Origin of the sequence: Providencia sp. wls1916 (genome assembly GCF_009706585.1) — a bacterium.
GTDB classification, from domain to species: Bacteria; Pseudomonadota; Gammaproteobacteria; order Enterobacterales; family Enterobacteriaceae; genus Providencia; species Providencia lanzhouensis.
Map to the genome: position 1 here is coordinate 137,625 of NZ_WLUL01000016.1, position 18,132 is coordinate 155,756.

Here is an 18,132-nt window from a genome sequence, read left to right on the forward strand (position 1 = left end):
TTTAGCACTCTCGAGTGTATTTCTTTATAAGTATTATTGAAAATAATAAATAGGTAAGATAGCTAATACTATATGCATAAGTTGCACCAATTGTTCCATAATAACTGACAAGAATACATGAAAGAATTGTTAGCGATAAAAAGAAGGTTATTTCGCTTAAGATAAATAGCTTTGTCATTGACTTTGCGAGCATAATATAAGCTAATATCCACGATGAAATTTTGAAAGCATCACCTATAATTTGCCATGTAAATAATGGTTTCATGGGTAAGAAACTATCGCTAAAAAGAAGGTAAATAATAAAATCACGAAGGATATATATAGTTAATCCACAAGCGATGACTATTGGCAATAGTATTTTATACCCTTGAAGTATTTCTTTTTTTAACTCTTGTTTACTAGTTATTTCAGATAGACGCGGAAGATAGTATGTACTGAGGGCTGTTGTAACAATTAAAAGGTAAGTCGTCGATATATACCAAACTCCTTGCCAATAACCTGCCTGGTCCATTCCTTGTGTTGTCGCTATATAATCACGAATAATAAACTGCGATGTAGGAACCATGATTGCAGAAGTAATCGCCATGGCGGAAAATGCAAATAGTTTTTTTGATATTTCTTTATCAAATACTGAAGTGAAGTTCTTCCATTTTATTATCTCATGCTTCCTGATCATTAAAAGAGTAATGAAAAATATAATAGATTGGTTTGTTGCTAGTGCAATTAGTGCACCTTTTAAGCTGAAAAAATAAATAAGCAAGCTAGTGAAAATTAATGAATATAAGCTTTGGATAATATTTATTTTTATGTAACTTCTTATCTCTTTTAATCCATTGATGATTGAAAGAAGTAAACCATTTAAAACGAAGAGTATAATAGTGAAGCCAAATATTATAAATATAAAGTTATAATCTACACTGTCTAATATTCTACTGGAAAAAAATGAAGAAAATAAAACAAGTAGTAAACCAACAGAAACTGAGGCAACTAAACTTATTCTCAGCGCTGTACTAAACAAATAGGGTATTTTAGGGCTTTCTCTTCCATATTCTGCAGTGTATTTCACAACCCCGCTATTGATAGCCCCTTGAGCTGCGATTAAGACAACTTGGCTGAAATTTTGAAACTGACCTATAACCGCAAGTCCAGCAGGACCAATATAGACTGAAATTGCTTTATTAATGACTAAGCCTGATAGCATTTTAAAGAATGTTGCTACCAAGCTTAACAGTGAGGTTTTAACTAGATTCATTACTCAGCCACAAATGAGTTACAAGCATCAATAACATGTTGAATATCATTTTCAGACATGGTCGGCCCCATCGGAATACTGAGAACTTCTTGATGGATTGCTTCAGTGATTGGTAATGATAGGTGATTAAAGTCTTTATAAGCTTGTTGTTTATGCGGTGGGGTAGGGTAATGAATTAATGTTTGCACACCTAAATTAGTTAAATGAGCTTGTAGTGCATCTCTATGTTTTGTTGTAACAACAAATAAATGCCAAACGTGACTATCAATTTTTTGTTTATATTTATCTGCGGCGAGTGGTAATTTAATTAATGGATTATTAATGTTTTCAAGGTAAGTCAGCGCAATTTTTTGACGAATCTCAGTGTCTTTGTCTAAATATCTTAACTTCACATTTAGCATTGCAGCTTGAATTTCATCTAATCGACTGTTTACACCTTGGAAAAGGTTTAAATATTTTTGATGTGACCCATAGTTACGTAAAGCTTTTAGTGTATTGGCTAATTCATCATCATTGGTTGTGATTGCACCTGCATCACCTAAAGCTCCGAGGTTTTTACCAGGGTAAAAACTAAAGCCCGCTGCATCACCCCAATTACCACATTTGATTCCATCAATCATAGCGCCATGAGATTGAGCGCAGTCTTCTAAAACTAGCAGGTTGTGCTGTTTCGCTATTGCCATAATTTCTGGCATTGGAGATATTTGGCCATATAAATGGACAGGTAGAATAACCTTTGTTTTCTTGGTAATTGCCGCTTTTACATTGCTGATTGAAAGGTTATAGCTATCAGCATCGGGCTCAACAAACACAGGGACAAGATCATTCTCAGTGATGGCTAACACAGAAGCAATATAAGTGTTTGCTTGTACAATAACTTCATCACCGGCTTTGATTTTTCCAAGTTCCTTCCATGCTCTAAGTACAAGGGTTAATGCATCAAGTCCATTAGCAACACCGAGGGTATATCTTGTTTCGCAGTAGTCAGAAAAATTTTTTTCAAAACTTTCTAACTCTTTACCCATAATATACCAGCCGGAATCAATAACTCTTGAGCACGCTTCTTTTAATTCATTATTATATTGTGCATTGATTGATCTTAAATCTAAAAATGGGATCATTTTTATTAACCCTTACTATCTTTGTATGATATTTATTAAATGAAGGTATTTTCAGTAATTTGCTTAATGAAACTCATTGAGTTTTATTATAGTTACTAAATTCGGTGTAGTTGCGTATATAATCAGATTCATCATAATAATCACTAGCTAGCACGATGATAATACAATCCTCTGAAAAATCGTGCATTTCATGCCATTGCATCGGTTCAATCATTAGGCCTTTATGCGGACAATCAAGAACTAGCTCTTCTTTATTTTTACCATCATCCATAATAAAGCGACAGCTTCCCCTAACACAAACTGCAAGCTGCCTTAATTCTTTATGAGCATGAAAACCGCGAGAAACGCCTTCTTTAGTGCCAAAAATGTAATAAATTCGTTTTACTTCAAATGGAATATTTTTATTTTGTTCCAATGAAATTAATGAACCTCGTTCATCTCCAAGTTTCTTGAATTCAATGGTGTTAATTAATTTCATTTCTTTTCTCAATGAGGTTAATTAAATACTGCCCATAATTATTTTTACGGAATTTATTTGCTGTCTCTAATACTTGCTCTGCTGTTAACCATTTTTGTCTGAAGGCGATTTCTTCTAAACAAGCAATTTTAAAACCTTGACGTTTTTCAATAGTTTCTACAAAGCTAGATGCATCTAAGAGGCTATCGTGTGTGCCTGTGTCTAACCAAGCGAATCCTCGACCCAGTAATTCAACTTTAAGTTTTTTGTTTTTGAGATAAATTTGGTTAACGGTTGTGATTTCTAATTCACCACGATCTGAGGGTTGGATATTTTTGGCAATATTAATGACATCATTATCATAAAAATATAAACCGGTGACGGCATATTTAGATTTTGGTTTTAATGGTTTTTCTTCAATAGAGACGGCGTTGTAGCTCTCATCGAATTCAACAACTCCAAAGCGTTCAGGATCAGGTACTTCGTAGCCAAATACGGTTGCGCCATCTTTGGTGCTTGCAGCATGGAGTAATTTAGGAGAAAAACCTTGTCCCCAGAATATGTTATCGCCAAGTACTAAGCACACACTGTCATTACCAATAAACTCTTCACCAATAATGAATGCTTGGGCTAAGCCTTCTGGTTTAGGCTGTACTGCGTATTGAAGAGAGATACTAAATTGTGAGCCATCGCCTAATAAACGCTGGAAACTTTCTAGATCTTCAGGGGTTGTAATAATAAGTGTTTCACGAATACCTGCTAACATTAAAACTGAAAGCGGATAATAAATCATTGGTTTATCATAAATAGGGAGTAGTTGCTTCGATACGCCCATGGTGATTGGATATAATCTGGTTCCTGAACCACCCGCTAAAATAATACCTTTCACTTTTAACTTCCTAAGTTTTCTATATTTTTACTAAAACTGAATAGGGGAATAAGTAGATGTACACTTGATGCTAATAGCGTATATTTAGTTAAATTTTGACATGAAATTAAGTAATTCTATATTTTTATTTTTTCTCATGTAATCAAACACAGTAAGGCCTTCATTATCCTTCAAAGACAGATCTAAACCTAGGTTAATAAGATTTTCTAATTCAGAATAGTGACCACTTCTTAACATGTAGTCTTTGAAATACATTGCAACGGTTGTTCCTTTATAATTACAGTCATTAATATTTACGCCTTTATTTACAAGCCATTTAATGACATTAATGTTGCCATGATATGCAGCAACAATAATCGGACTCCAACCGAGATAATTTTTTTCAAATAGTATATGTTCAGTTTTTAATAAATTTGAAATAAATTCAGGATTTTTATCTTCACAGGCTTTGAGTATCTCATCAAAGTTATCTCTATATAGTTCGATGTCATAATCTATAGTTGACAATATAATGTGATTGTTATTTTTTTCTAATATAGTGCCTGGTTTAGATAAAGATTTAGATGAAAGAATCTTACCATGAAAAATGCTAGTATCATCAATCTTAGGTAATTGATAATCTCTAAATGTAAACGCTCTAATTTGTTGAAGTATCTCATGCGCAGTTTTATTTAGATCTATCATTAGATTTTTATAATCTATTGATTTTTTTGAGTAGTAGGAGGATTTTATTGCGTTTTGTTCTACAATTGAATAACTTTCGTTAATGAGAGACTTAAGGTTCCTGATAACTAATTCAGTTCCTACTTTAATATATTTTAAATATAACGTTTTTGCCGTTTCTTCAATATCAAGTGGGATTTTTTGCTGATCGATTATGGCTCCGGTATCAATACCATGATCTATTCTATGGAGTGTAACTCCAGATTCTTGTTCGCTATTTAAAATCGGCCATGCAGAAGTATACATACCTTTATATGCAGGTAAGTAAGAAAAATGAATGTTGAATATTTTATTATGGTTGAACTTCGATGGATGAACGATTTTATCGAATTCAAGAGAAAGGAATATAGCATCTTCAAGACGGTATGCATCTTCAAGAGATATTATGGATATATTGGATTGAATACAGAATTTCTTGAAGGAAAGTTGAAATGAATCATTCCCATGATCATTTTCGTTACAAACAGAATATAGTTCTACGCCACTTATATTGTTAATTATCCATTTTGTGACATCAACGGCGATATTATTTTTTCCTGCAACTATAAGTTTCATTATATTCTATACCATGAGTTTAAGATTATTATAATTTTAAATTATATTATACGCTGAAGAATGCTGTGACTTATAGAGTTAAGTCTACTAACATTTTAATATTTTGGTGTGGTAGTTTCCAAAAAAATGAAATAATCAGTATTAATTAAGTATCAAAACACCATAGCTACCGCACTGGGTTATCGGGTCCCAGAGCGCCATTGAATTTCAAAATTTAGTGTTTATTAATTGAAAATACTGCACTTTTTGCATAATTGCTCAATTAATAAACGCTGCTTATGATAGCCTTCCTTTATTGGTTGACTCGTGCCGTAAGCACAATCAATCAAAAGCCCTTAATAATAGCACTAAAGTATCGGAGTGACTATCGGTGTGAGGCGCCTAAAAATTGCTACTTTGCCAGTAATCTCCTGATCACCTTTTTGAAACCATTAAGTGAGTTATTAGTATATAGTTCTATCAAAAATTGTTAATTTCACATTGGGTGGCATATTGGTTTGAGTGGTATCTATACTTAGGGGCTAATCTGATAGTCAAGAAAAAGCATGTATACGGCTAGATAGTATAAAAAATAATGATAATCACAGCTGTAACTTGATGTATGTTATTAATATATAAATAGATCACGCCCGTGTGGTGTAGGAAAAGGTAATTACTCGAATAACGATATAATCAATGAAATATAATATTTATAAGAATTGTCTGAGCTATTTCTTACTTACAAGTATATGTGGTAAACGCGTATAGGCAAATATCGCTAAATGTTTGAGACACTAATTTCATTACTATTTGTGAATATGAATAAGTTAATTATCAGTCAGGTTGAGTTTGGATGGGAATATTAGGCGAAATAAGATAGGAATATATGGCTGATATATAAAAAGGTCTTTGGCACATAAGCACCAAAGACCTTCATAATGCAAGATTAGCGTCCGTGTTCTGGCAGCCAAATCTGTAGGCGTAATCCACCTAGCGGGCTGTCGTCAGCTTTTACCCAGCCTTTATGTTGGGAAATTGCAGTTTCAACAATCGCTAAGCCAAGCCCTGTACCACCGGTTTCTCTGTCGCGAGCTTCATCGGTGCGATAGAACGGTCGGAAGATATGCTCGCGGTCAGCAGGGCTAACTCCCGGGCCATCATCGTCGACAGTAATTAAAATACCGTTATTTTCTTCTTTGAAATCAACCGCAATATGGGTATTTGAGTAACGTAGCGCGTTACGCACTATGTTTTCAAACGCGCTGCCAATGGCGGATGGATTGCAATATAACGGCCATGAACCAGGGTGCGACGTGACATCCAGCGTCTTGTTCATCTGCTCCGCTTCGAAGCTTGCATCATCAAGAATATCTCCCCATAACTCATCGGCTTTGATGTGTTCGCGAAGAATTTCATTTTTATGCTGACTGCGAGAAAGCACCAGCAAATCATTGATCATGCTATCTAAACGGTGAGTTTCTGTTTCGATGCGCTCCAGTTCTTTACTCTCACCATGGCGGCGACGTAATAATGCCGTCGCTAGCTGTAATCGTGTGAGTGGGGTGCGCAACTCGTGAGATATGTCAGAAATCAATCGCTGCTGGGCAGTGACCATGCCATCTAACGCACTGATCATCTGGTTAAAACTGTTACCCGTCGATAAGAATTCTTGTGGACCCGATTCTAGCTCTGGGTGTGGGCGCAAGTTACCTTTTGCCACATCGTCCGCCGCCATTTTTAATTTACGGGCAGGGCGAGCCAAGCTCCATGATAGCCATAATAGCAACGGTGCGCTGATTAACATGGTGGCAATCAAGAGTAAAAATGGTCTGTCAAACAAGAGGTTAATAAAGTCTGATTGCGGGCTGCTTGCAGGGCGAACTAAATAGAGTTGGTAATGATCTTCACCGTCTCGAATAGAAAATGGGCCCAAAATTTCTGCGCGTCCGTACTTTTTCTTCTTCGGATGGTCGGCATTATCGGATTGACCAATAAAGTTACGGATCACCTGCATTTCACTCGGCATCGCACCAATCACGCGGCCTTCACTGGTCACGATAATCAACCGTTGCCCTGGGGGCGCCCATTTTTTGATGGCGTTGGAAATCCGTCGCCACCAAAGTAAGTCGTTCATTGGAGCTTGCGCGAGTTCGGCTTCGATGTGTTGCTCAAGCATCTCCCCTTGGCGTTGCTCACTTTCCATCAGGACGGTGAGCTGCCGAGAGTCGAGCTTAGGCACCATCAGCACTAGCATTAATACTAGTGCGAGGGTAAACCAGAAAATCGCAAATATTCGAGCTGTTAAGCTGTTGATCATGTGGCAGAAACCATCAAGTAACCGCGTCCACGCAAGGTTTTAAACCAAGGTTGACCATCGGTGCGTTCTGGAAGTTTGCGGCGCAAGTTTGAAATATGCATATCAATCGCACGGTCAAATGGCGTGAGGCGCTTACCCAAAACTTCTTGGCTTAAATGCTCTCTTGAAACCACTTGCCCTAAATGCTGGGCTAATAGATAGAGCAAAGTAAACTCGGTGCCGGTTAAATCAAGGATTTCGTTATCGAAGCTGGCTTCTTGACGACCCGGATTGAGCTGTAATTTATCCACTTGTAAGGTTGGGGTGTTGCTGTTGTCCCCTTGAGTTTGCTCGCTCCAGTTTGAGCGGCGCAGTAACGCACGAATCCGCGCTACTAACTCCCTATCGTTAAATGGTTTTGGTAAATAGTCATCGGCACCGAGCTCTAAGCCCAGCACTTTATCTAATTCACTGCCACGCGCCGTTAACATAATGACTGGCGTTTGGTGAATTTGGCGTAACTCTTTTAATGTCTCAATACCGTTTTTCTTCGGCATCATGACGTCGAGTAATAATAGGTCAATGGATGAATCGATTTGCTGTAATGCTTGCTCACCGTCATAAGCGATGACAACATTGAAACCTTCCATTTCCAGCAGTTCTTTTAAAAGCGACGTGAGTTCACGGTCGTCATCAACTAATAGGATTTTATGCATTAATTAAGTCCTCCAACTGCCAAAATACGATAACAATCTTCACGTTTCCATGACTTTACGTTCTTTTACATGCTCTGACGCTAGTTTGCAGCCGACCGCGTATATTTAACTCCATTGAATCACGAGCATCGTTCGGAGACAAGGTATCTAAATGCAAAGAATAGTACACAGAACAAAACACAGTTCAGTACATAAAACAGCCGCATACGTTTTAGCTTCTGCATTTGTTTTCGGGCCAGTCGCTGCGTTTGGTGAAGCATCTGAAAGTAGTGTTAATGATGAACCATCATTAGTGCTTCAAATGCAACCGGACCAGCCACTACAAACCACACATATTGCTATTCAGTTTCAGATCCCTGAATCATTAAATAGCGACGAACGTGCCAGTGAATTTATGTTTAATGGTATCACGTTGAGTGAGAAACAGCGCCAACAGCTTCGTGACTTGATGGCTACCCAGCGCCACCGTCATGGTGAAAATGTTGCTTCAATACAAGAACGTGAGTCATTACACAAACTTATTATAGCGGATCGCTTTGATGATAAAGCTGTCCGAGCGCAACTTGAGAAACAATTGCAAAAAGAATTGGATGAACGCGTTGAGATGGCTCGCATCCATCACGAGCTTTACCAGTTACTGACGCCAGAGCAAAAGGCGCAGCTTGAGTAAATTAATCAGCATAAGTTCGCTGAATATCAAGTTATGCAGTAGAGATTCCTAGTAGTGAGTGTAGTTGAGTTTTTTAAAGCCTGTAGTTGAGTTTCTAAGCTGTATCGTTGAGTTTCGAAGTAAGTAGTGAAGTAGCAATAACTGAAGTTTTTCCTTGCCATAGACACCATCCCTGTCTTTATAGCCCCTTTTTAAGGGGCTTTTTTTTGTGTTAAATGGAACTATGTTAACTATAGTTGACAATGTGGGTGTGATAACTATAGTTAACAGATAGCGAGAAGGGAGGCTCTATGTTGACCGTACTAACGACAGATATTTTTAATAGATGAATGCATGACCTGAAAGATATTCGAGCAAAAACAAAAATACAGATAAGAATTCGGCGTTTGAAGCAAGGCAATTTTGGTGATGTTGAATCAATAGGTGATGGTTTTTCTGAATTAAAAATACATGAAGGGAAAGGATATCGCGTTTATTTAAGAAAGATTGATAATACAATCGTATTGTTAATCAGCGGTGGTGATAAATCGACGCAGCAAAAAGATATCGACAAAGCCAAACAAATTTTTCGTGAAATTGAAGGTGATCTATGAATATTAAAATAAAAGAGTATGACATTGCTGAGCACTTAACGAACGAAGAAGAAATTCAGCTGTATCTTAATGAAATATTAGAAGAAGGCGATACGGCACTCATTCTTGCGGCATTAGGCGATATTGCGAGAGCGAGAAATATGACCCAATTAGCAAAGGAAGTAGGAATGAGCCGAGAAGGGCTATATAAGGCACTATCTGGTGAAGGTAACCCTGCATTTACCACTATCTTGAAGATAGTTCATTCACTAGGACTAAAGTTGCAATTTAAGAGCGCAAGATAACCCTCTTTTTTACTCTTCTATTACTATCAGTAATATTTTTATTACTGATATGTTGTCTATACATTCACTTTCCACGTACTATCTTTATTTCCAACGATTATTCTGAACACTTGCAAAATAGATTTTCACACATCCAAAGAGGTCATATTGCGCCATGATCCAGAAACTTACTGCTCACGATTATAAAAAAATGCCTTGGAAAAATGGGCAAGGATTTACGTTAGAACTCGCAAGAAGCCACGGCGAAGGACTAGAAAATTTTGACTGGCGAGTGTCGATTGCAGACGTAAAATCCGCTGGCTCATTCTCTTTCTTCCCAAATAAACAGCGCATTATTGGCGTATTGGAAGGCTCCGGGATTGTGCTGCAGATAGATAAAAACCCATCAGTTTCTTTATTACAAAAGCAATTTTACGCCTTTAATGGTGAAAGTGATGTGTATGCCGAATTAATTAATGACGCCATCCGCGATTTTAATTTGATTTACAACCCTGAAAAGTATTCAGCTCGGCTGCAGTGGGTATCTTGTGAGTCAGCAAACTCGTGGATCAGTAATGGAAACTGTGTGCTGATTTTTAACTTACAGGGCAAGCTAGAGTTGCAGGTAGATGGGCAGCACTCAGTCTTAAATGATTTTGAAACCCTATTGGTCGAAAAATCAGGTACTCCTACGCAATATATTGCTTCTCCTGAGCGTCATGGGGACTTTTGTGTGATTGAGTTATTCGAAAGATAACGCTACAAAGCCATTTAAGTCATTTTAGAGTGATTTAACTCAGTCAAATCGCGACTATTTAGTTAGCGGATAATTCTGATAATTTCACTCTTTGGACAAAATTGTTATCAAATTCATAGATTGCTTATTTAATGGCTTTATTCTTATTGTGATTTTAAACAGAATCTTTAGGCTATATCTCCTAATCGTTATTAGAACGAGAATGGTTTATTAAAAACAGTAATATAATTTTTGTAGCAAGGAAAAAAAAGAAGATGAAAATGAAGGCGCTTGTTGCGGTCGCAGTTTCTGCGGTCATTATGACTGGCTGTAAGAGTATGGACACTGGGCTGATGACCAACTCTGGAATGCAATTATTCCAAGCTGCAACATTATCTGATGCAGATGTTAAAAAATTCAGTGATGACGCTTGTAAAGAGATGGATGCAGAAAACAAAATTGCTCCAGCTTCAAGCAAATATACTCAACGCTTAAACAAAATTGCTAAAGCACTGGGTAACGAAGTTGACGGTACTCCGGTTAACTATAAAGTTTATATGACCAAAGATGTGAACGCATGGGCAATGGCAAATGGCTGTGTACGTGTATACAGCGGTCTGATGGACATCATGAACGACAACGAAGTTGAAGGCGTTCTGGGTCACGAGATGGGTCACGTTGCTTTAGGTCATACCCGTAAAGCAATGCAAGTTGCTTATGCAGCAGTTGCAGCACGTACTGCTGCAGCGGCAACAGGTAACGATGTTGCGACTCAATTAAGCTCTTCACAGTTAGGTGAGCTGGGTCAAAAACTGGTTAACTCTCAGTTCTCTCAACATCAAGAAAGCCAAGCAGATGATTTCTCTTATGATCTGCTGAAAAAACGTGGTGTAGATACTAAAGGTTTAGTGACTGGTTTTGACAAATTAGCAAAACTGGGCAGCAAAGAAACTAGCATGTTTGATTCTCACCCACCGTCAGATGAGCGTGCACAACATATCCGTGACCGTATCGCGGCAGATAAAAAATAATTTTTATCTTGAATGATATTAATGGGGAAGCTAAGGCTTCCCCATTTTTTATCTAACATCTGAGTTTTATATATAACCTGCACTTTATCTTAATTCTGGTGGTGAAAATAAAGTCACAAATCAGAACTTATCCAGTTGTGCTCTTGTTCGACGCTGCATATCTTATTAAGCAAATACGATTAAGAATTTTTTTATCATTGTTTTATTTGTGCTCGATAAGAGAGCAAGGAAAAAAGATGGAAAAAACACAGCGAGTTTCTCTACTGGCGAAAGGAATGGGAATGCTGTTGTCCGGTACTTGTCGTTTATTAACGGGTGTCCGTACACGTTGGGTCGGATGCCAACCGGCTATTACCCCCCGCATCTACTATGCTAACCACTCAAGCCACCTCGACGGGTTGGTTATCTGGTCAGGGCTGCCTCCCTTAATGCGCCATTTTGTTCATCCTGTTGCCGCCAAAGATTATTGGGATGGCACGCCATTTCGCCGATACCTCGTCAATAAAGTGTTTCGAGCTGTATTGGTTGATAGAAAAGGGGACAAACCTGCAAAAGAGTCTGTCCTTGGGCCACTAGAAGCGGTGCTTGCTGCAAACCATTCATTAATTTTATTTCCAGAGGGAACTCGAGGAGATGGCGAGGAACTGGGTAGCTTCAAAAGCGGAATTTATCATTTAGCAAAAAAATATCCCAATGTTGAAGTCGTCCCGGTGTATTTGGAAAATTTAAATCGCGTGCTACCGAAAGGAACAAAGCTCGTGGTTCCAGTTATCTGTTCAGCAACGGTTGGGAAGCCACTATCCCCACTGGCTGAAGATGAAAATAAGGCGGATTTTTTGCAAAGAGCGAAAGTTGCACTTGAGGAGATGATGCCATGAGTCTTTGGGATCGTGAATTAGCACTGCTGTTATCCGGTGTCTTCGGTATTTTGATGGTTGCCAGCGTAATAGGCGGTATTCTGGCATACCGTTATTCAGGGGAAAAAAGTAACCCAACCATTGATAACTTAAATGCTCGTATTCGTGCTTGGTGGGTGATGTGCATCGTCTGCGTTTTGGCTGTGGTACTTGGGAATATCGGGGTCGTGATCCTGTTTGCGTTGATCTCTTTCTTTGCATTAAGGGAATTTATTACGCTAGCGCCGACTCGCCGTAGCGACCATGAAGCGCTATTTTGGTGTTTTTTCGTCTTCCTTCCTCTGCAATATGTGCTGGTTGGGATTGAGTGGTATGGGATGTTCTCGATTTTTGTGCCCGTGTTTGTCTTCTTGTTTTTACCGACGCGAATCGCGTTGGCGGGGGATACTTACCACTTCCTCGAACGTACAGCGAAAATACAGTGGGGCATGTTGGTCACGGTATTCTGCTTGAGCCACGTACCGGCATTATTGATGCTGAATATTGAAGGTTACCAAGGGGAAAACGTTAAGCTGCTGCTGTTCTTAATTGTGGTCACGCAAATCTCTGATGTACTGCAATATGTCTTTGGTAAGTTACTGGGCAAACACCCTATTGTACCTAAGCTTAGCCCAAATAAAACCGTCGAAGGATTTATTGGCGGAATATTAACTTCAGTGTTAATTGGTATCTGTTTGTATTGGGTGACGCCATTTAGTTGGTGGGCTGCAGGGTTAATGTCATTGGCGATTACCTTAATGGGCTTTGTCGGTGGTCTGTGTATGTCTGCAATTAAACGCGACAGCGGGATCAAAGACTTTGGTGCCATCATTGAAGGGCATGGCGGAATGTTAGATAGAATTGATTCTCTCTGTTTTGCTGCACCAATTTTCTTCCACCTAACGCGTTATTTTTATACCTAATTAGCTGTTATCCCTAGATTCTTCTATTTTTCATCAACTGCAGAAGCACCTTAGGGTGCTTTTTTTATAGGAAAATGCTCCGCATCTTGCAATGATGGGGTCGTGCTGAGATTAACATGCTATCATCGAGACTTAATTTGTACTTCGAAGTAAGATGATTGCGTTGAGTGGATTGGTTTTCGTCATTTGAGCTAAAATTATGTAATCGAGATCACAAGAAAACATAAAAGTTGGCGAGAAAACCCATGCATAATCCTTGCTTTGTCGTATTATTTCGCTTGTTGAATCAATTCAGCAAAATTATTGGCTGAGTTTTGCGGTTAATCCGTCAGTGAGTCGCAGTGAATATCAGTGCAGTGCGGTGGTTTTTTCGTAGATTTGCAATTTATGTTCATTAATCAGAGGTCATCATGGTCAAGCAGATTAAAAGAATTGGAGTGTTAACGAGCGGTGGAGATGCACCGGGTATGAACGCAGCGATCCGCGGCGTAGTACGTGCAGCTCTCGCAGAAGGTTTAGAAGTAATGGGTATTTTTGATGGGTACCTCGGCCTTTATGAAAACCGCATGAAGCAATTAGACCGTTATAGCGTTTCGGATATGATCAACCGTGGCGGTACATTCTTAGGCTCTGCTCGCTTCCCTCAATTCCGTGATGAAAAAGTCCGCGCGGTAGCGGTTGAAAACCTGAAGAAAAACCACATCGATGCATTGGTTGTTATTGGTGGTGACGGTTCTTATCTTGGTGCTAAATGCCTAACTGAATTAGGTTTCCCATGCATTGGTTTACCGGGCACAATTGATAACGACGTTGCTGGTACAGACTACACCATCGGTTATTTTACTGCGTTAGAAACTGTGGTTGAAGCGATTGACCGCTTACGTGATACATCGACTTCTCACAAACGTATCTCTATCGTTGAAGTGATGGGGCGTTATTGTGGCGATCTGACCCTCTCTGCGGCCATTGCAGGTGGCTGTGAGTTTTTAGTTCTGCCAGAACAAGAAATGCCATTTAACCGCGAAGAGTTATTGTTGGAAATCAAACGTGGGATTGAAAAAGGCAAGCGCCATGCAATTGTTGCTATCACCGAGCACGTTTGCGATGTGGATGAGTTAGCAAAATACATTGAAGCAGAAACTCATCATGAAACTCGTGCAACTGTATTAGGTCACATTCAGCGCGGTGGTTCTCCAGTGGCTTATGACCGTATTTTGGCTTCTCGCATGGGTGCATACTCAATCCAACTGCTGCTTGAAGGCTACGGCGGGCGTTGTGTAGGGATCCAAAATGAAAAATTAGTTCACCATGATATTGTTGATGCGGTCATGAACATGAAACGCGTCTTCAAGAAAGATTGGCTGGAAACAGCGAAAAAACTGTACTAATTTCTCACCTCTATTATTGCAAATCTCACCGGTATGGTTGGCCTTATACTGACCATATCGGCGAAGATTGCCCTTGTTCCCCTCGATATTCTTCTTATTTATAAGATTTACCTTTTCGGTATTTCCCGTTGCCGTGGGTATCTGTCAGCCTGATTCCGTATTCAATTAATGGAGAAAAGGATGATGGTACGTTTCTGGCAAAGTTCACGCTATCCAATAGCGGCATTTTCTTTATTGTTATTAACTGCGGGAGCATGGGCGAAAGATATCCAAATTTTAAATGTCTCTTATGACCCGACTCGCGAATTTTATCGCCAATATAATCAAGAGTTTGGTGATTATTGGAAAGCAAAAACGGGGGGTACAGTGACGGTGCGCCAGTCTCATGGCGGTTCCGGCAAACAAGCTACTTCGGTGATTAATGGGTTAGAGGCAGATGTAGTGACGCTAGCTTTGGCATACGATGTGGATGCGATTGCACAAAGTGGCAAAATTAATCCAGGCTGGCTGAAAAAACTGCCCGATAACTCTGCACCCTATACTTCAACCATTGTCTTTTTAGTGCGTAAAGATAACCCGAAAAATATCCATGATTGGGATGATTTGATCCGAAAAGACGTTTCGGTTGTGACGCCTAATCCGAAAACATCGGGCGGCGCACGCTGGAATTATTTGGCTGCATGGGGATATGGATTAGAAAAAAATCATAATGATCCAGAGAAGGCAAAACAGTTTGTGAAGCAGCTTTATCAAAATGTTGAAGTGCTAGACTCTGGGGCGAGAGGGGCAACCAACAGCTTTGTAGAGCGTGGAATCGGCGATGTACTGATTGCGTGGGAAAATGAAGCGTTGTTAGCCATTAATGAGTTAGGCGCGAAGGGGGATTTTGAAATTGTTACCCCGAGTATTTCCATTTTGGCAGAACCAACCGTTGCTGTTGTCGATAAAACGGTGGATAAGCGAGATCACCGTGAAGTGGCACAAGCCTATCTAGAGTTTTTGTATTCACCTAAAGGGCAAGAAATTGCCGCAAAAAACTATTATCGTCCGCGAGATGCTCAAGTAGCCAAAGAATATCAAAACCAGTTTCCACAATTGAAATTGCTCACCGTGGATGAGAATTTTGGTGGTTGGCAACAAGCGCAGAAAACGCATTTTGCTAATGGTGGGATCTTTGATGAAATCATTCGCCGCTAATCGCTAACGATTTAAAGACCAAATTAAGCTCCTAACCGTCCGCTATCATGGCGGAACGGCTAGGAATTTATGATTGCTGAATGTTTATCGCTACCAGCTATATTTCACGCCTAGCTGACCGAGATACATCGTTTGTTTATTACTGTTTCCTGATGTTTTTTCACTGCCTTTCGGGTATTTCCATTTAGTGGGTTCATAGGCAACGCCGCCCCATAATGCTAACTTCGGTGTCATTTTGTATTCCACTTGAGTTCCGATACGGTAGCCACTGCGTAGTTGCTGAGTGAGCGAGCCTCTACTGTTGTACTCATTATCATTAATGAGATAACGGAAATAAGGGGAAATGCTCCAATCTTGGTTAATAGTCACGGGTAAGCCAAGGCGAATTTGGCGTTGTAAGGATTGGGTGGTGAACTCATTATCCCACGCTTTATCGCTGTAATAGCTGATTTTGGCTTTAATTCTATCAGTGAGTTTGTAGCTCACGCCAACTTCAGATTCAAATTCGTAGCTATTGGCCTCATAGAAATTACTGTAGTAGTAAAGTGCCCCCCAATAATTAAATGTCCATCGTTCATCAAGGTTAATTGAACCGGAAGGCATAACCCAATAGAGGCTGTTGGATGAGCGGGCTTTAGAGCCTGGCGTTCCATCATTAGATTCTTTGCGGTAGGTGAAATTGACATCGAGGTTGGAAATTTTATCTTTAATGAACTGTTTGGTTACACCGATTTGGGTTCGATTACGAATGTAGGAATCTCGGGAATTGGCAAAGTTTTTTCCGTGATTTCTTAAGGTTTCTCGGTGTTCGAGATCAAACGACCAAGTGGATGCCGGATTACTCAGTGATAACTTACCTATCATACTGGCTTTGTCATACACTTTGTTATTCTGTGAATCCCGCTGACCTTGATACTCTTCGAGCTCGACATACACATTGGTTTTAACGTGCCAATGATTATCACTGGATTGAGAATAACTGGCGATAGGGAAAATGATTGCTGTGCTAAGAATTGCAGTATTAAGAATTAAACTCGTTATAAACTTCATATTCATCCTTTATAGAATGCTTTAATTATTTAATGATTGAAAATCGATGGACTCACAGATTAATTATAATAAGCAAGAGTCTGTCGAACTCTTTGAAGAGGGACGCCACTATAATTAATAATGAGCCATTGATTTTTATTATGTTACTAATTTAAAGAGAGCAGAATAAAAAACATTAATAATGAAAAGTCGGCGAGCCGACGCAAGCAATCTAAATGAATTATCTTGAGGTTGTCTATGGTTAATTTTTGATGGTATAGGTATTTAAATTAGTGGGTTAGCTAACTTTTCATTACCTAGTGGATTGTGTTTGTTCGATTTTTATTTATATTTTAAATGAAATTGAAGTTTGTCTGATACTTATATTTTTTTATTTTACAGTAATTTTTAAAATGTAAAGTAATGGTTTGTGTTTTTAATTAATGATTTTTTAAATTCTTTTTTTATTATTTTTTATTTAATTGAATGGAAAATAAAACCGTCTATTTAACGTTAAATTAAAATAGACGGTTAAATGAAGTGATTAAATACAGAATTTAATTACTTAGCTTTTTTGGCTTCAGCTGCAGCTTTAACAATCACCGCAAAAGCGTCCGCTTTTAAGGACGCACCGCCCACTAAAGCACCATCGATATCTGGTTGAGTGAATAACTCAGCAGCGTTGCCTGCGTTAACAGAACCGCCGTATTGAATGATTACTTGCTCAGCGACAGCTGCATCTTTTTTCGCAATGTGGCTACGAATAAATTTATGTACGGCTTGTGCCTGCGCTGGAGTTGCTGATTTACCGGTTCCGATTGCCCAGATAGGCTCATAAGCGATAACAGCACCTTGGAATGCTTCTGCACCTAATGTGTTCAGGACTGCATCGATTTGGCGAGCACAAACTTCTTCTGTTTTACCAGCTTCGTTTTCAGCTTCGCTTTCACCGATACACAGAACTGGGATTAAACCTTGTTCTTTCAGTACTGCAAATTGTTTTGCAACGAACTCATCGCTTTCTTTGTGATAAGTACGGCGCTCTGAGTGACCGATGATGATGTATTTTGCACCGACATCTTTCAGCATTTCAGCAGAAATTTCGCCAGTGAATGCGCCAGACAGGTTGACGTCAACGTTTTGTGCGCCTAATGCAATGCGGCTGCCAGCGATAGCGTGTTTAGCCTGAGTTAAGTACATTGCTGGTGGTGCAATTGCTACGTCACAGCCATCAACGCTGCTCAGTTCGTTACGCAGGCCAGCAATCAGTTCATTGACCATCTGGGTACTGCCGTTCAGTTTCCAGTTACCCATTACCAATGGATGTCGCATGTTATTTCCTCCAACCAAAAAGTTTGAATGATTTATCGATTAGTTTTTCATCACGCGATCAAGGTATTACGCGCAACGAGACGTTT

At 39.2% G+C, this 18,132-nt stretch carries 18 protein-coding genes; 9 read left to right on the forward strand and 9 right to left on the reverse strand.

Annotated elements, in window-relative coordinates; all coding sequences use genetic code 11:
* Position 1 precedes the first annotated feature (1 nt).
* The 7 genes from GKR61_RS11605 to cpxR form a co-directional block, all read right to left on the reverse strand.
* Positions 2-1,252 (reverse strand): O-antigen translocase, encoded by a 1,251-nt coding sequence (locus GKR61_RS11605; RefSeq protein WP_154639797.1) that lies wholly within the window; start codon positions 1,250-1,252, stop codon positions 2-4.
* Positions 1,252-2,373, reverse strand: coding sequence for a DegT/DnrJ/EryC1/StrS family aminotransferase (locus tag GKR61_RS11610; RefSeq protein ID WP_154639798.1), 1,122 nt, complete (start codon positions 2,371-2,373; stop codon positions 1,252-1,254). The genes GKR61_RS11605 and GKR61_RS11610 overlap by 1 nt, the downstream gene beginning before the upstream one ends.
* Positions 2,374-2,446: 73 nt before the next feature.
* Positions 2,447-2,851: a sugar 3,4-ketoisomerase gene (locus GKR61_RS11615; RefSeq protein ID WP_154639799.1), complete on the reverse strand. Its 405-nt coding sequence runs from the start codon at positions 2,849-2,851 to the stop codon at positions 2,447-2,449.
* Positions 2,838-3,719, reverse strand: a complete 882-nt coding sequence (rfbA, locus tag GKR61_RS11620) for a glucose-1-phosphate thymidylyltransferase RfbA (protein ID WP_336426624.1) — start codon at positions 3,717-3,719, stop codon at positions 2,838-2,840. Before rfbA ends, GKR61_RS11615 begins: the two co-directional genes overlap by 14 nt.
* An 84-nt stretch (positions 3,720-3,803) precedes the next feature.
* A complete protein-coding gene (locus tag GKR61_RS11625; protein ID WP_154639800.1) occupies positions 3,804-4,997 on the reverse strand; it encodes a formyltransferase family protein in 1,194 nt (397 codons plus the stop codon).
* A gap of 925 nt (positions 4,998-5,922) precedes the next feature.
* Positions 5,923-7,293, reverse strand: coding sequence for an envelope stress sensor histidine kinase CpxA (cpxA, locus tag GKR61_RS11630; RefSeq protein WP_036950809.1), 1,371 nt, complete (start codon positions 7,291-7,293; stop codon positions 5,923-5,925).
* Complete coding sequence (gene cpxR, locus GKR61_RS11635; RefSeq protein ID WP_006660535.1) at positions 7,290-7,988, reverse strand: envelope stress response regulator transcription factor CpxR; 699 nt, start codon at positions 7,986-7,988, stop codon at positions 7,290-7,292. The genes cpxA and cpxR overlap by 4 nt, the downstream gene beginning before the upstream one ends.
* A 151-nt stretch (positions 7,989-8,139) precedes the next feature.
* On the opposite strand from cpxR, the gene GKR61_RS11640 reads away from it, so the two are divergent.
* The 9 genes from GKR61_RS11640 (at position 8,140) to GKR61_RS11680 (ending at position 15,685) form a co-directional block, all read left to right on the forward strand.
* Positions 8,140-8,658: a Spy/CpxP family protein refolding chaperone gene (locus GKR61_RS11640; RefSeq protein ID WP_154639801.1), complete on the forward strand. Its 519-nt coding sequence runs from the start codon at positions 8,140-8,142 to the stop codon at positions 8,656-8,658.
* Between the two features lie 329 nt (positions 8,659-8,987).
* The gene (locus GKR61_RS11645; RefSeq protein ID WP_036950813.1) at positions 8,988-9,251 is read left to right on the forward strand and encodes a type II toxin-antitoxin system RelE/ParE family toxin; all 264 of its coding nucleotides are present in this window, start codon (positions 8,988-8,990) and stop codon (positions 9,249-9,251) included.
* Positions 9,248-9,535, forward strand: coding sequence for an addiction module antidote protein (locus tag GKR61_RS11650; protein ID WP_108479168.1), 288 nt, complete (start codon positions 9,248-9,250; stop codon positions 9,533-9,535). Before GKR61_RS11645 ends, GKR61_RS11650 begins: the two co-directional genes overlap by 4 nt.
* A 154-nt stretch (positions 9,536-9,689) precedes the next feature.
* Positions 9,690-10,271: a HutD/Ves family protein gene (locus GKR61_RS11655; RefSeq protein WP_036950818.1), complete on the forward strand. Its 582-nt coding sequence runs from the start codon at positions 9,690-9,692 to the stop codon at positions 10,269-10,271.
* A gap of 254 nt (positions 10,272-10,525) precedes the next feature.
* Entirely contained in the window at positions 10,526-11,281 is a 756-nt protein-coding gene (locus GKR61_RS11660) for a M48 family metallopeptidase (RefSeq protein ID WP_036950820.1), read from the forward strand.
* A 236-nt stretch (positions 11,282-11,517) separates the two neighbouring features.
* Positions 11,518-12,159 (forward strand): lysophospholipid acyltransferase family protein, encoded by a 642-nt coding sequence (locus tag GKR61_RS11665; protein WP_036950823.1) that lies wholly within the window; start codon positions 11,518-11,520, stop codon positions 12,157-12,159.
* Positions 12,156-13,100, forward strand: coding sequence for a phosphatidate cytidylyltransferase (locus GKR61_RS11670; RefSeq protein ID WP_036950825.1), 945 nt, complete (start codon positions 12,156-12,158; stop codon positions 13,098-13,100). Before GKR61_RS11665 ends, GKR61_RS11670 begins: the two co-directional genes overlap by 4 nt.
* Before the next feature lie 410 nt (positions 13,101-13,510).
* On the forward strand, positions 13,511-14,488 hold the full coding sequence (pfkA, locus tag GKR61_RS11675; protein ID WP_036950827.1) for a 6-phosphofructokinase: 978 nt from the start codon (positions 13,511-13,513) through the stop codon (positions 14,486-14,488).
* Positions 14,489-14,671: 183 nt separating this feature from the next.
* Positions 14,672-15,685 (forward strand): sulfate ABC transporter substrate-binding protein, encoded by a 1,014-nt coding sequence (locus GKR61_RS11680; protein ID WP_154639808.1) that lies wholly within the window; start codon positions 14,672-14,674, stop codon positions 15,683-15,685.
* Positions 15,686-15,775: 90 nt separating this feature from the next.
* Here the strand turns inward: GKR61_RS11680 and GKR61_RS11685 are convergent, their stop codons facing one another.
* Positions 15,776-16,741 (reverse strand): OmpG family monomeric porin, encoded by a 966-nt coding sequence (locus GKR61_RS11685; protein ID WP_154609444.1) that lies wholly within the window; start codon positions 16,739-16,741, stop codon positions 15,776-15,778.
* Between the two features lie 534 nt (positions 16,742-17,275).
* The gene (gene tpiA, locus GKR61_RS11690; protein WP_036950832.1) at positions 17,276-18,046 is read right to left on the reverse strand and encodes a triose-phosphate isomerase; all 771 of its coding nucleotides are present in this window, start codon (positions 18,044-18,046) and stop codon (positions 17,276-17,278) included.
* Positions 18,047-18,132 lie beyond the last annotated feature (86 nt).

Excerpts from the sequence above, each read along its gene's own strand:
- pfkA (WP_036950827.1), top strand. The coding sequence starts at position 13,511 with ATGGTCAAGCAGATTAAAAGAATTGGAGTGTTAACGAGCGGTGGAGAT.
- GKR61_RS11685 (WP_154609444.1), bottom strand. The coding sequence starts at position 16,741 with ATGAATATGAAGTTTATAACGAGTTTAATTCTTAATACTGCAATTCTT.
- GKR61_RS11650 (WP_108479168.1), top strand. The coding sequence starts at position 9,248 with ATGAATATTAAAATAAAAGAGTATGACATTGCTGAGCACTTAACGAAC.
- GKR61_RS11680 (WP_154639808.1), top strand. The coding sequence starts at position 14,672 with ATGGTACGTTTCTGGCAAAGTTCACGCTATCCAATAGCGGCATTTTCT.
- GKR61_RS11665 (WP_036950823.1), top strand. The coding sequence starts at position 11,518 with ATGGAAAAAACACAGCGAGTTTCTCTACTGGCGAAAGGAATGGGAATG.
- GKR61_RS11605 (WP_154639797.1), bottom strand. The coding sequence starts at position 1,252 with ATGAATCTAGTTAAAACCTCACTGTTAAGCTTGGTAGCAACATTCTTT.
- cpxR (WP_006660535.1), bottom strand. The coding sequence starts at position 7,988 with ATGCATAAAATCCTATTAGTTGATGACGACCGTGAACTCACGTCGCTT.
- GKR61_RS11610 (WP_154639798.1), bottom strand. The coding sequence starts at position 2,373 with ATGATCCCATTTTTAGATTTAAGATCAATCAATGCACAATATAATAAT.
- tpiA (WP_036950832.1), bottom strand. The coding sequence starts at position 18,046 with ATGCGACATCCATTGGTAATGGGTAACTGGAAACTGAACGGCAGTACC.
- GKR61_RS11640 (WP_154639801.1), top strand. The coding sequence starts at position 8,140 with ATGCAAAGAATAGTACACAGAACAAAACACAGTTCAGTACATAAAACA.
- GKR61_RS11625 (WP_154639800.1), bottom strand. The coding sequence starts at position 4,997 with ATGAAACTTATAGTTGCAGGAAAAAATAATATCGCCGTTGATGTCACA.
- GKR61_RS11615 (WP_154639799.1), bottom strand. The coding sequence starts at position 2,851 with ATGAAATTAATTAACACCATTGAATTCAAGAAACTTGGAGATGAACGA.
- GKR61_RS11670 (WP_036950825.1), top strand. The coding sequence starts at position 12,156 with ATGAGTCTTTGGGATCGTGAATTAGCACTGCTGTTATCCGGTGTCTTC.
- GKR61_RS11660 (WP_036950820.1), top strand. The coding sequence starts at position 10,526 with ATGAAAATGAAGGCGCTTGTTGCGGTCGCAGTTTCTGCGGTCATTATG.
- GKR61_RS11655 (WP_036950818.1), top strand. The coding sequence starts at position 9,690 with ATGATCCAGAAACTTACTGCTCACGATTATAAAAAAATGCCTTGGAAA.
- GKR61_RS11645 (WP_036950813.1), top strand. The coding sequence starts at position 8,988 with ATGCATGACCTGAAAGATATTCGAGCAAAAACAAAAATACAGATAAGA.
- cpxA (WP_036950809.1), bottom strand. The coding sequence starts at position 7,293 with ATGATCAACAGCTTAACAGCTCGAATATTTGCGATTTTCTGGTTTACC.